Raw genomic sequence first — 13,557 nt, 5'->3', positions numbered from 1 at the left:
ATTCTTCTAACTGCAAAGGTATATATAATGCGACCTGGAAATATATTTTCACCATAAATCGAGTTTCTCATTTTAAGTGATTTGTGATGAAATTTAAACTGGTATCAGATTACAGACCCCTCGGGGATCAGCCAAAGGCGATAAGGTCCCTCGTTGAGGGTATAAACTCCGGAATGAGGGAGCAGACCCTGCTGGGGGTCACAGGGTCAGGTAAGACCTTCACCATCGCCAATGTCATCGAGGAGGTCCAGAAACCAACGCTGGTCATATCCCACAACAAGACACTGGCTGCCCAGCTCTACGAGGAGTTCAGGGAGTTCTTCCCTGATAACGCAGTGGAGTACTTCGTGAGCTACTATGACTTCTACCAGCCAGAGGCCTACATACCACAGACAGACACCTACATAGACAAGGAGGCCTCAATAAACGATGAGATAGACAGGATGAGGCATTCTGCCACCCAGGCGCTCCTATCCAGGGACGACGTTATAGTGGTATCCAGTGTATCCTGCATCTACGGCATAGGGGCCCCCGCAGATTACGGTGAGTTCACCCTCCACCTTGAAGTGGGCTCCACCATAGGGAGGGAGGAGATCCTCTCAAGCCTTGTCAGCATGCAGTACGAGAGGAACGACGTGGAATTCGACAGGGGCCAGTTCAGGGTTCGCGGCGACACCATAGAGATAAACCCCATCCATGGAACACCACCAATCAGGATAGAACTGTTCGGGGACGAGGTGGACTCCATATCAACCGTCCACAGGGTAACAGGTAAGAGGCTGCAGAAACTGGACCGCATAACAGTATTCCCTGCCAAACACTTCGTGATCCCTGAGGAAAGACTCCAGAGGGCCATAGAGTCAATAGAGGAGGAACTTGAGGATCGCCTCAGGGAACTCAGGGCCCAGAATAAACTCCTTGAGGCCCAGCGCCTGGAGCAGAGGACGAGATTCGATATGGAGATGCTAAGGGAGATGGGCTACTGCCAGGGCATAGAGAACTACTCAATGCACCTCAGCGGAAGGAAGTGGGGTGAGAAACCCAACACCCTCCTTGACTACTTCCCAGATGACTTCCTGACGGTTATAGATGAATCACACGTGACCGTCCCCCAGATAAGGGGCATGTACAACGGTGACAGGGCAAGGAAGGAGACACTCGTTGAGTACGGCTTCAGACTCCCCAGTGCAAAGGAGAACCGCCCGCTACGCTTCGAAGAATTCCAGGAGAGCATAAACCAGGTGATCTATGTCTCTGCAACCCCGGGTAAATATGAACTCTCCAGGAGCCAGAACATCGTTGAACAGATCATAAGGCCCACTGGCCTCGTGGACCCGGAGGTAAAGATCCGGCCGGTTAAGGGACAGGTTGACGACCTCCTCTCTGAGATAAGAAGGAGGGTTGACCTTGGCCAGAGGGTTCTCGTAACTACCCTCACCAAGAGGATGGCAGAGGACCTCACCGACTATTATTCACGGGTTGGTGTGAGGGTGAGGTACCTCCACTCTGAGATAGATACCCTTGAGCGTGTTGAGATCATAGACGACCTCAGACGTGGTGAATTCGACTGCCTGGTGGGTGTGAACCTCCTCAGGGAGGGACTGGACCTACCGGAGGTTTCACTGGTGGCGATCCTCGACGCCGACAGGGAGGGCTTCCTCAGATCAGAGACCTCCCTCATACAGACAATCGGCAGGGCCGCCAGGAACGTCAACGGCCAGGTGCTAATATACGCTGACAGACTCACAGATGCGGTGAAAGCAGCGGTTGAGACCACCAACAGGCGGAGAAAGCTCCAGATGGAGTACAACCGCAGGCACGGTATAAAGCCTAGGAGCACAAGAAGGACCCTCAGGGAGAAGAAGGAGAAAGAGGAGCTTAAGGCTGAGGAGATACCCCGGGATGAACTTGAAGTCATAATAAAGGACCTTGAGGCCGAGATGCGTGAGGCCGCAAGGAACCTGGAATTCGAGAGGGCCGCGAGACTCAGGGACCAGATAATGTCCCTTAAGGGGTCCTCATCAAAATAAAACCGAAGTTTATATGAATAAGTGGAGATTCTGAGAGTTATGAGTGGAAAGATAGTTATTAAGGGTGCAAGGGAACACAACCTCCAGAACATTGACCTTGAACTCCCAAGGGATAAATTCATCGTTATAACAGGTATAAGCGGGTCAGGGAAGTCCTCGCTGGCCTTTGACACCATATACGCTGAGGGCCAGCGGCGATACGTTGAGTCCCTCTCGGCCTATGCAAGGCAGTTCCTGGGGCAGATGAAGAAGCCCGAGGTGGACTACATAGAGGGCCTCTCCCCTGCGATATCCATAGACCAGAAGACCACGAGGGTCAACCCCCGTTCAACCGTGGGGACCATCACGGAGATCTACGACTACCTCCGGCTCCTCTTTGCAAGGATAGGTAAACCCCACTGCTATCTCTGCGGAAGGGAGATAGAGCAGCAGACATCAACCCAGATAGTGGACCGTATAATGGAGGACGATGAGGGCACAAGGATCGTCATACTGGCACCGGTGGTGAGGGACAGGAAGGGAGAGCACCAGCGGGTTTTTGAGAGGCTCAGGGAACAGGGATTTGTAAGGGTCAGGGTTGACGGTAAAATAAGGGACCTTGACGAGGAATTCAACCTTGACAGAAACCGGAAACACTCGGTCGATGTGGTGGTGGACCGCCTTGCTGTTAGAAAGGACACGGAATTCAGGAAGAGGCTCGCAGACTCTGTTGAAACAGCCCTTGAAATGGGTGAGGGTACACTCAGGGTTCTCTACCATGATACTGGTAATGAGAGGGTCTACAGTGAACACTTCGCCTGCCCTGACTGTGGCATAAACTTTGAGGAGATAAGCCCAAGGATGTTCTCATTCAACAGCCCCCATGGGGCATGTCCAGAGTGCAATGGGCTTGGAAGCAAACTTGAGATCGACCCTGACCTCGTAGTACCCTACCCTGAGCGCTCCATAAATGAGGGGGCCATAGTACCATGGAGCAGGTCAGGTAAGAGGGACAACTACTACCACCAGATGCTGAGGGCTGTGGCAGAGCACTACGGCTTCAGCCTGGACACCCCCTTCGGTGAACTGGACGAGGAACACAGGAGGGCAGTCCTCTACGGGACAGATGAGAAGATTCAGTTTGTATTCCAGCGTAAAAACAGAACCTACCGTGTTAACAGGCGCTTCGAGGGTGTTATACCCAGGATGAAAAGGATCTACATGGAGACCAAGTCCAACTACATGAGGACCTACATAGGTAAATTCATGAGCAACCATGCATGCCCGGTCTGTAAGGGGAGCAGGTTGAGGCCAGAGAGCCTATCGGTCACGGTGGGTGGAAAATCAATACACGATGTTGTTGAAATGTCGGTTAGCGAGGCCCACAGCTTCTTTGAGGGCCTTGAACTCACCGGGAGGGAGGAGTACATCGCAAGGGAGATCCTCAAGGAGATACGTGAGAGGCTACGGTTTCTGATTGACGTGGGCCTAGACTACCTGACACTTTCAAGGTCCTCAGGCACACTCTCAGGTGGCGAGGCCCAGAGGATAAGGCTTGCAACCCAGATTGGATCGGGCCTCGTGGGGGTACTCTACATCCTGGACGAGCCCAGCATAGGCCTCCACCAGCGGGATAACATGAGGCTGATTGAGACACTCAAGAGACTCAGGGACCTGGGGAACACCCTGATAGTGGTTGAACACGACGAGGAAACCATACTCTCCGCTGACCACGTGGTTGACATTGGACCCGGTGCCGGGGAACATGGTGGACACGTGGTTGCAGAGGGGACACCCCAGGAGATAATGGAGGACCCGGCATCCCTCACAGGGGCGTATCTGTCGGGCCGGGAAACAATACCTGTACCCAAGTTCAGGAGGGGGCATTCAGGGAAGTACCTCACGGTGAGGGGGGCCAGGGCCAATAACCTGAAGGACATCGATGTGAGGATCCCCCTGGGTGTCTTCACCTGTGTTACGGGGGTATCGGGTTCAGGTAAGAGCACACTGGTCAACGAGATACTCTACAGGGGTGTATATGAGAGGCTCCACCATAAGCACATGAATGCAGGTGAGCACACCGGCATCGAGGGCCTTGAGCACATCGACAAGGTTGTGATGATAGACCAGTCACCAATCGGCAGAACACCAAGATCAAACCCTGCCACCTATACAGGGGTATTCACCCATATAAGGGAACTCTTCGCCCAGACCCCCGAGGCAAAGAAGAGGGGCTACAGGCCGGGCAGGTTCAGTTTCAACGTCAAGGGGGGCCGCTGTGAGGCCTGCAGTGGTGACGGGATAATCAAGATAGAGATGCACTTCCTTGCAGACGTCTATGTCCCATGCGAGGTCTGCAGGGGAAGGAGGTACAATGAGGAGACCCTTGAGGTAAGATACAGGGGTAAAAACATAGCAGAGGTCCTTGATATGACCGTGGAGGAGGCCCTTGAGTTCTTTGAGAGCATACCCCAGGTGAGGAAGAAGCTGCAGACACTCTATGACGTGGGCCTTGGCTACATAAAGCTGGGCCAGCCAGCCACAACACTCTCAGGTGGTGAGGCCCAGAGGGTCAAACTGGCAAAGGAACTTGGGAGGAAGAGCACCGGAAAAACGCTCTACATCCTTGATGAGCCAACCACTGGACTCCACTTCGATGACATCAAGAAACTCCTCAATGTCCTGGGAAGGCTTGTGGACGCAGGTAACACAGCCGTTGTGATAGAACACAACCTTGACGTTATAAAGTCTGCGGACCACATCATAGACCTTGGACCTGAGGGAGGTGACAGGGGAGGCCTTGTGGTTGCTGAGGGGACACCCGAGGAGGTTGCTAACTCAGGAACGCACACTGGCAGATTCCTCAGGGATGTCCTCAGCGGGGTGCAGAATGAGAGGGTCCCTGTGGGACAGGGCACTGGAAAGTAGCAGGTTTTGTCTGCTCTCAGTGAGCAGTTTTCCTGTTAATTTTTTATATGGTCTTTTTTAAACCACATGCCGCTTTCATATTCTTTATCGTAAGATAAAGGTGTTTTACTCTACTTATCGTAAGATAAAAGTGTTTCACTCCACTCCTTTAAAGGAAATTTTTTATATGATCATCCCCATAAATTCTATGTGGTTATCATGAAATACCGTGAAGACCTTTTGATGATGATTGCAGCGGCAGTTATGATGTTATCCTTCAACTGGATACATGGAATTTTTCTGATTTTACCTCTCATCGCAATCCCAAAACCCTCAGGAAGGGTAATTAAATGGGCTCTTTTTGCTTTTGCAGTATTCACGGCTTTACTCATAATTCAGCCAATGACACGCGCAGTTGGATTCAACATATCAGATGAACTCTTCAGGATAGTCCTCCTGATGCTCTTCACAGTAATGATCGCACTACTCATTGAGAGGATTGAGAAGGTCCGCTCCCTAAGAGAACTGAACAGGGAACTGGCAAAAAAGGCCGCAGAACTTGAGGATGCCAATAAGGAACTGGAGGCATTTGCATACTCAGTCTCACATGACCTCCGCGTCCCTTTAAGGGCCATCGACGGGTTCTCAAGGATACTTGTTGAGGACTATGAGGATAAACTTGATGATGATGGTCTCAGGGTCATTGGAATAATCAGGGAGAACACAAAGAAGATGGGGCAGCTCATCGACGACATCCTCCTCCTATCAAGGGCTGGAAGGCAGGAGATTAACCCTGTGACTCTGGACATGAGGGAACTTGCAGAGTCAACCTACCGGGAACTTGCCTCACAGGAGGAGGGAAGGGTCATAGAGTTTTCGGTGGAGGACCTCCCCCCTGCAATGGCAGACAGGGTCCTAATGGGGCAGGTGATGGGTAACCTCCTCTCAAACGCCATAAAATTCACAAGGGACAGGAACCCAGCAAGGATTGAGGTGGGATACATGGACGGGGGCGATGAGCACATCTACTATGTCAGGGATAACGGGGCAGGATTTGACATGAAGTATGTGGGAAAACTCTTTGGACTCTTCCAGAGACTCCACAGTCAGGAGGAATTTGAGGGAACCGGCGTGGGCCTCTCAATAGTCCAGAGGATAATAAAGAGGCATGGAGGAAGAGTCTGGGGTGAAGGTGAGGTTGATGCCGGCGCAACAATATACTTCACATTACCAAAGGCGGTGGGATAATGACAGATACAGATATACTCCTTGTTGAGGACAACCCGACAGACGCTGAACTGACAATAAGGGCACTGAAGAAAAACAACCTTGCAAACAAGCTCCACTGGGTCAAGGATGGTGCAGAGGCCCTTGACTACATATTTGCAAGGGGATCCTACTCTGAGAGGGACCCTGATAATCTCCCGAAGCTCATACTCCTTGACCTCAGGATGCCCAAGGTTGATGGGCTTGAGGTTCTCCAGGAGATTAAGAGAAATGAAAGCACATCCAGAATCCCGGTGGTGGTTTTGACTTCATCCAAGGAGGACCGGGATATAGTTGAGAGCTACAAGCTTGGGGTTAACAGCTACGTGAGCAAACCCGTGGAATTCGATGAATTCATAAACGCGGTTTCAACCCTGGGATTCTACTGGATGATCATAAATCAGCCACCTGAGTAGTTCGCATGGTGTATATTCAGAGGATTTCCAATGTCAGAAAAGGTTAAGGTGCTGATCCTTGAGGACGTCCCCCTTGACGCTGAACTTGTCATAAGGGAGCTTGAGAGGGATGGTATAGACTTCCAACATCTCACAGTTGACAGTGAGGACTCCTTCAGAAGGGCCCTTGAGGAATTCCAGCCAGACATCATCCTGGCCGACCATGCCCTCCCCGACTTTGACGGTGTATCAGCCCTGAGGATAGTGAGGGAGAGAGATAATATCCCCTTCATATTCGTGAGTGGAAAGATTGGGGAGGAATTTGCCGTTGAGATGCTGAAGGCGGGGGCAACAGATTACGTACTCAAAAATAACCTTTCAAAGTTACCCCTGGCTTTCAGGAGGGCCCTTCAGGAAGCAGAAGAGGAGAGAAAGGTCCGGGAGGCTCAGAGGGCCCTTGAAGAGAGTGAAAGGAAATATAGGGCCCTCTTTGAGAAATCAGGTAACCCAATATTAATATGTTCACCCGAAGGCACAATACTTGACGTTAACCCTGCTGCAGCGGGATTCCTCAAATCATTTGCTGATGATATAACCGGCAGAAACATCAGTGAATGGATCAGTGAGGAGGACTTTAAAAGGCTCATGGGGGACTGCGAGGGTGGCCCTATGAAGTTCACAGTGGGTCTACGGGGCCGCACCCTCGACGTATCCGTAACAGCGGTTGAGGTGGATGATGAAAAGCTTATTTACTTGATGGGCAAGGATATCACGGTCCAGAAGAGGATTGAAAAGGAACTTAAGGCCAGCAAGGAGGAGTACAGGGTAATATTTGAGAATACAGGTACCCTCACAATTATCTGTGGCAGTGATATGGTGATAGAGCTTGCAAACAGTGCCTTTGAAAGGTTTTCTGGTTACAGCAAGGGGGAAATACAGGGTTACATGAAGCTCACGGACTTTGTGGATCCCTCTGATGCAGGGCGTATAGAGGCATACCACAGACTAATGTCAGTTAACCCTGATGCCATACCGAAGAACTTTGAGCTCACACTCAAAAACAGGAGGGGTGAGGAGAGGAACTTCTTTGCAACGACGGTTACCATCCCTGGGAGCAAGAAGTGCCTTCTATCCCTCATGGATATAACCCATAAGAAGTCGGTTGAGAAGCGCCTTCGAGAATCCCTTAAGGAGAAGGAGCTGCTCCTCAGGGAGATACACCACAGGGTCAAGAACAACCTCCAGATAATATCAACCCTCCTGATGCTGCAGGCATCCATCACAGGGGACCCCCGACTGCGGGAACTCTACATGGACAGCCAGCACAGGATAGAGGCCATATCGCTCATACATGAAAAGCTCTACGAGTCAAGGGACCTATCACGGGTCAACCTCAGGGACTACATCAAGACACTTCTCAGTGACCTCCTTGACTCATACGGTGCAGATAGAAGTGAGATAGATGTGAGAATCCGCGTGGATGATGTGATGCTTAACATCGAAACAGCAATTCCCTGTGGCCTCATAATAAATGAACTTGTAACCAACAGTATAAAGTACGCATTCCCTGATGATGGAGGCGAAATTACCGTGGAGGTTCACAGAAATGGTGGCCGTTACACCCTCATCGTTTCAGATAACGGTGTGGGCCTGCCAGAGGACCTTGACCTTGAGAATATCAGCACCCTGGGTCTAAGGATTGTGAGAAACCTTGTGGATCAGATAAATGGTGAACTCAAGATAGAGAGGCCCGCCAGGTTCACGGTGAAATTCCGTGAGGTTGAGTACAGTAAGAGGTTTTAGGTTCAGGATGACTATCAGATTCCGGTAACAATTCATCCTTCAAATCAGGTACAGTAAGAGGTTCAGGTTTAAATGATTATCAGGTCCCGGTAATTCATCCTTCAAATCAGGTACAGTAAGTGGTTTCAGGTTCCAGATGTGCTTGCTTTTAAACTGCCACAGGCGGCTTAAAGGTCAGATTTCACATCAAATTTTAAGTTTCAGTGATTCCAGAATGACTGAGGATCATCTGAATTAAAAAGATCTTGGGGAGATTTTATGGCAAGAATTCTTGTTGTTGAGGACGAGGCCATAGTGGCAATGGGTATAAGACACAAACTTGAGACAATGGGCCATGAGGTGGTGGATACCGTCTCAACAGGCAGGGACGCCATAAGGGCAAGTAAGATACATGAACCAGACCTTGTCCTCATGGATATAGTTCTCAAGGGTGAAATGGACGGAATAGAGGCCGCAAAGGAGATAAGGGACCGCTTCAACATCCCCATAATCTACCTCACAGCCTACGCCGATGAGGAGATGCTGGCACGTGCAAAGATAACAGAGCCCTACGGGTACATTGTGAAACCCTTCAAATCGTCTGAACTCAACGCCAACATTGAGATGGCGATATACCGGCACAGGTCTGCAATGAGGGAAATGGAACTCATGAGGAAGAGGATAATCTCAGACTTCTACAACTTCATCCTCAATGCAATGCCCTCACCAGATGCCGATAGGGATGAAATCAGGGAATTGCTATCAAGGATATTCAGGGATAGGATCATATCTGAACTTAAACCTGGATTTGAATCATCTATGGGGGAATCCCCCTACGAGGACCCGCTTGAGGCATACCTTGCATGGGTTGCAGATGTATTTGAGAACTTCACTATCAGGGTGGGCTTTCTTGAGGATGATGAGAATGTCTACGTTGAATTCGAGAACTGCCCATGGATTGATGATGCAGGGAAGAACCCTGGATTCTGCCTCAACTGTGAGGCCATTCTCAAGCTGAGCTGGGACTGGAGTGGACTTCCTGGTGATTTCAGGGCACTTGATCACATTGCTGATGGATCAGAGAGGTGCCTCTTCAGGTTCAGCGTGAAGTAATCGTTTCACTGGACTCGAAAACCATATACCCCACACAAACCTTTCAAAGGTTCAGCGTTAAATAATCTTTTCAGTGGTCTGGAATGAGGAGAACGGGTATCGCAAACCTACCCCTCCATGGGGGTCATCCACCTGCCTGGCTCATGAGGAGGATGGTCAAACTCTCAGGTGCCATAGCTGAGGTTATAATTGAGGAGTACGGGACCTCTGAGTTCATATCGAGGATCTCGGACCCCTTCTGGTTTCAGGCCTTCTCCTGCACCATCGGATTTGACTGGCACTCATCAGGGACAACAACAACTACTTGCGGGGCCCTAAAATCTGCACTTGACCCTGAAAGGCATGGTATACTGGTTGCAGGTGGTAAGGGAAGGACGTCCCGCAGGACACCGGGGGAACTTGAGGCTGCAGGGAAACTCTTTGACCTGGATTCCTCGCAACTGGTTTATTCCAGCAGGATAGCTGCCAGGGTGGATGGTAACTGTATACAGGACGGTTTCAGCCTCTACCAGCACACCTTCCTTGTTGACGCCGATGGTGAGTGGGCTGTTGTACAGCAGGGACTCAACCCTGATGGAGGATATGCCAGGAGGTACCACTGGCTTGGTTCAGGGGTTGGGGATTATGTTGACTCACCCCACAGTGGGATATCATCGGATAGGACCATGGGGAAGGTCCTTGACATGACCTCACCCACAAGCAGCGGCGCCCGTGAAGTTAGTGTTGACATCGTCTGCGATGACCCCTCACACCTCAGGGGTTACCTAACAGGACAGCGGACACTCTTTGACTTCAATGTACTTGACATGCCAGGACACCATGAGGTTCTACCTGTGGACCTCACAGAGAGGGACATGGCTGTCCTTGAAAGGGCATATGAGATCCAGCCTGGAAACTATGAGGAACTTGTCATGATTGATGGCCTCGGGGCCAAAAAGATCAGGGCCCTGGCCCTTGTTGCTGACCTCGTATACGGTGAGGAGGTAAGCTGGAGGGATCCTGTGAAATACAGCTATGCACATGGCGGCAAGGACGGATACCCCTACCCCGTGGATAGGGATACATATGACAGCACAGTGAATTATCTTAAGGGTGCTCTTGAGGAGGCTAGAATTGACAGAAGGGATCGCCTTAGGGCACTTGAGTCACTTGAAAGATTCTTGAGGGTTTAGTTTTTTTCATTTTCAGGGTTTAGGTTTTGATGTTCGTCTTCTCAGTAAGTTTTAAGTTTTACTCCAGAAAGATTATATTATTCACTGTTATGACCTATGAGGTGATGGTTTGGTTCAGCGAGTTCTTGTGATTTCAAACATGTATCCAGGTAAGGAAAATGTATCCTTCGGTAGTTTCATCAGGGTCCACGTGGATGCATTCAAACGTTACACGGATGTTGAACAGTTCGTTGTTGCAAACACAGATCAGAGGAAGGGTAAGGGTAGGCTGATATGCAAGTACAGCTCCCTGCTGATTAGATCCATATGGTCTTCCATTTCAAAGAGGTTCGATGTGATCCATGCACATTATGCCTTCCCCACTGGCTTCATAGGGTTAATATGTCACTGGATAACCAGAAAACCCCTGGTCATAACTGTCCACGGCGGCGATATTAACAATCTTGCAAAAAGGAATCGTCTTCTCTTTAAGATCACGGCTTTTGTCCTCAGAAGGGCAGCTGCAGTTATAGCTGTAAGCACGGACATAAGGAATAAACTCGTGACAGAATTCAACGTTGATAAGGATAGGGTTCATATAATAAATATGGGGGTCAACAGAGAAATTTTCCGGCCAATGGAGAAGAGTGAAACCCGCGAAAAACTTGGTCTAAATAATGATAAAAGGATAATCCTGTTTGTTGGTAACATTATACCCCGAAAGGGGGTTCTGTATCTCCTTGAAGCCATGAGGAACGTTGATGCGGGTGATGTTCAGTGCATAGTTCTGGGGGCCCCTGTGGATACAGGATACATGAATAGGCTTACAGAAATCGCTGATTCACTGGATGCTGATGTGAGGTTCATGGAACCTGTGCCATACGAGGAGGTCGCCCTCTGGATGAACGCGGCTGATATTTTTGTTCTACCCTCCCTTGAGGAACCCTTTGGTCTTGTGGCCCTTGAAGCCCTTGCCTGTGGAACCCCAACCATTGCAACATTGGTTGGAGGTCTCAGGGAATTTGTAAGGGACTCTGAGACAGGCTACAGTGTACCGCCCATGGATTCTGCTGCAATTGCAGAGAAGATAAACCATATCCTTGACCCTGATAACAGAGAGGAGGTTGAGGCGATCAGAGAGAGGGGCCTTGCAGTGGCAGATTCCTTCAGCACAGAGAAGCAGGTGAGGCGGATACTTGAAGTTTACAGGGAGGTTTCATAGATCTCCCTCTGATAATTTATATCAGGTTATTTCATTCTGAAATTAGTGATATGTTTGTTTTTTAGCTGTCTTCTTTGTTTTTGTGTGATTCTATCCTGAAGATCTTTCGCTGCCATATTCACAGGAATTTAAAGAGAAAAATTTTTATTACTTTTCCGGATTTCATATGCTTATAAGTAATACTTGGATTTTTTTAGTAATTATTAAATACCCTGCTGAGATACACCCAGATGGTGATAGGTTGGATACAGCATACTTTCCGTTTACAGCAATCACAGGCCAGGAGATGCTGAAGGAGGCCCTCGTCCTCAACGCAGTAAACCCTGCAATAGGAGGCGTCCTGATACGGGGGATAAGGGTACAGGAAAGTCAACTGCAGTAAGGGCCCTGAGTGACATTCTTCCTGAAGAAACATCGTGGATGGCTGCAGGTTCGGATGTGACCCTGATGGATCTGAACTATGATGGAGTGCCAGAAAAAACAAGATGCATGGGAAGCTTCAGGTGAGGTCCGCGAAAATGGAGGTTGTCGACCTTCCTGTTTCGGCAACAGAGGACATGGTGGTGGGAACCCTTGATATAAGGAGGGCGCTCCATGAGGGAATAAAGGCCCTTGAGCCAGGATTACTTGCAAGGGCCAATGGAAACATCCTCTACATCGACGAGGTCAACCTCCTCGATGACCATGTGGTCAACGTTTTACTTGACGCAGCAGCCATGGGTGTGAACATAGTTGAACGTGAGGGCATATCTGTGAGACACCCCTCAAGGTTCATACTTGCAGGTACCATGAACCTCGAGGACCTCAGGCCCCAGATAATTGACAGGTTCGGTTTAAGTGTGGATGTGGAGGCCCTCACTGACCCAATGAGAGGATAAATGTCATAAAGCAGGCACTTGATTTCCAGAGGACCCTGAGGACAACCACATCCTGAAGCACAACCTTGAGGACGGAACTGTGAAGGTTCCCGCAAGGATATTTGGACCGGTGCCATTGGAGTATGCAAGCACACTAACCCGAAATCATCGATGACGGAAGCTGGAACTCTGAGGATGAACTTGCATCCACCTACATGGAGGAGATGTGTTACGCCCACCTTCCTGGCGGTGTCAGGAAGGCCGGGATGAGTTCAGGAGGAACCTCCAGAGGTGGAGGTGGTGGCCCAGGAGAGGGACAACGTGGAGTACGAGGTGACCGACCTCGACCACTACTATGAATTCATGGGTGGCCTCACATCATCCATAAGGAGCCTTGGGGGTTCATGCAGCGTGAGGGTTGTGGACTCAACTGAGGACGAGCTCTACGTTGAGGGCCTTGAGGACGTCATAGGGAGGGCCGTAAGGTGCAGGATCCTCAACCCCCGCTGGCTTTACGGATGCTGGCCCATGATTATCACGGGGCAAAGAACATCAAGAACCGTGTGGAGCACCTCCTGGGCTTCTCAGCCACAACAGGGGCCGTGGAGAACGGGTATATGATGATGTTGCAGAGACACTGATACTTGACGATGAAATGAGGAGAAGGATCACAGAGAACAACCCCTTTGCAGCGGTTCGGATGGGTGAGACACTCCTTGAAACGGCTGAGAGGGGCTACTGGGACGCACCGGATGAGGTGATTGAGAGGATAGGGGAGATGGTTCTCAACATTGAATATGAACTTGAGTAATGGGTTCATATACGGATTCAGTCAATATTACCGGGAAAGAAGAA

General features: G+C 49.9%; 10 protein-coding genes and 1 pseudogene. All 11 read left to right on the top strand.

The features are described from left to right. Positions 1–83 precede the first annotated feature (83 nt). The 11 genes and pseudogenes from uvrB (at position 84) to FVF72_RS09510 (ending at position 13,513) form a co-directional block, all read left to right on the top strand. Positions 84–2,030 (top strand): excinuclease ABC subunit UvrB, encoded by a 1,947-nt coding sequence (gene uvrB / locus FVF72_RS00205; protein ID WP_147670855.1) that lies wholly within the window; start codon positions 84–86, stop codon positions 2,028–2,030. 39 nt (positions 2,031–2,069) lie between these two features. After that, positions 2,070–4,937 carry an excinuclease ABC subunit UvrA gene (gene uvrA / locus FVF72_RS00200; RefSeq protein WP_147671951.1) on the top strand — a complete coding sequence of 956 codons (2,868 nt, stop codon included), beginning with the start codon at positions 2,070–2,072 and terminating at the stop codon, positions 4,935–4,937. A 198-nt stretch (positions 4,938–5,135) separates the two neighbouring features. Next, entirely contained in the window at positions 5,136–6,164 is a 1,029-nt protein-coding gene (locus tag FVF72_RS00195; RefSeq protein ID WP_013295659.1) for an ATP-binding protein, read from the top strand. After that, a complete protein-coding gene (locus FVF72_RS00190; RefSeq protein ID WP_013295660.1) occupies positions 6,164–6,598 on the top strand; it encodes a response regulator in 435 nt (144 codons plus the stop codon). The genes FVF72_RS00195 and FVF72_RS00190 overlap by 1 nt, the downstream gene beginning before the upstream one ends. Before the next feature lie 30 nt (positions 6,599–6,628). Then, positions 6,629–8,380, top strand: a complete 1,752-nt coding sequence (locus FVF72_RS00185) for a histidine kinase dimerization/phosphoacceptor domain -containing protein (RefSeq protein ID WP_013295661.1) — start codon at positions 6,629–6,631, stop codon at positions 8,378–8,380. A 258-nt stretch (positions 8,381–8,638) separates the two neighbouring features. Beyond that, on the top strand, positions 8,639–9,472 hold the full coding sequence (locus FVF72_RS00180; protein ID WP_013295662.1) for a methanogen output domain 1-containing protein: 834 nt from the start codon (positions 8,639–8,641) through the stop codon (positions 9,470–9,472). Positions 9,473–9,555: 83 nt separating this feature from the next. Further along, positions 9,556–10,644, top strand: a complete 1,089-nt coding sequence (locus FVF72_RS00175; RefSeq protein WP_013295663.1) for a DUF763 domain-containing protein — start codon at positions 9,556–9,558, stop codon at positions 10,642–10,644. Between the two features lie 109 nt (positions 10,645–10,753). Then, positions 10,754–11,845, top strand: coding sequence for a glycosyltransferase family 4 protein (locus tag FVF72_RS00170; RefSeq protein ID WP_013295664.1), 1,092 nt, complete (start codon positions 10,754–10,756; stop codon positions 11,843–11,845). Positions 11,846–12,086: 241 nt separating this feature from the next. Beyond that, positions 12,087–12,227, top strand: a complete 141-nt coding sequence (locus tag FVF72_RS09335) for a hypothetical protein (RefSeq protein WP_238523407.1) — start codon at positions 12,087–12,089, stop codon at positions 12,225–12,227. A 121-nt stretch (positions 12,228–12,348) separates the two neighbouring features. Then, positions 12,349–12,723: an ATP-binding protein gene (locus FVF72_RS09330; RefSeq protein ID WP_238523408.1), complete on the top strand. Its 375-nt coding sequence runs from the start codon at positions 12,349–12,351 to the stop codon at positions 12,721–12,723. Positions 12,724–12,993: 270 nt separating this feature from the next. After that, positions 12,994–13,513 (top strand): annotated as a pseudogene (locus tag FVF72_RS09510) (cobaltochelatase subunit CobN). The last annotated feature ends 44 nt before the right edge of the window (positions 13,514–13,557 follow it).

The organism is Methanothermobacter sp. KEPCO-1 (genome assembly GCF_008033705.1).
GTDB lineage: Archaea > Methanobacteriota > Methanobacteria > Methanobacteriales > Methanothermobacteraceae > Methanothermobacter > Methanothermobacter marburgensis.
Note: the sequence above shows the minus strand (reverse complement) of the source record. Positions and strands in the feature narration are given on the sequence as shown.

Excerpts from the sequence above, each read along its gene's own strand:
- uvrA (WP_147671951.1), top strand. The coding sequence starts at position 2,070 with ATGAGTGGAAAGATAGTTATTAAGGGTGCAAGGGAACACAACCTCCAG.
- FVF72_RS00195 (WP_013295659.1), top strand. The coding sequence starts at position 5,136 with ATGAAATACCGTGAAGACCTTTTGATGATGATTGCAGCGGCAGTTATG.
- FVF72_RS00190 (WP_013295660.1), top strand. The coding sequence starts at position 6,164 with ATGACAGATACAGATATACTCCTTGTTGAGGACAACCCGACAGACGCT.
- FVF72_RS00185 (WP_013295661.1), top strand. The coding sequence starts at position 6,629 with ATGTCAGAAAAGGTTAAGGTGCTGATCCTTGAGGACGTCCCCCTTGAC.
- FVF72_RS00180 (WP_013295662.1), top strand. The coding sequence starts at position 8,639 with ATGGCAAGAATTCTTGTTGTTGAGGACGAGGCCATAGTGGCAATGGGT.
- FVF72_RS00175 (WP_013295663.1), top strand. The coding sequence starts at position 9,556 with ATGAGGAGAACGGGTATCGCAAACCTACCCCTCCATGGGGGTCATCCA.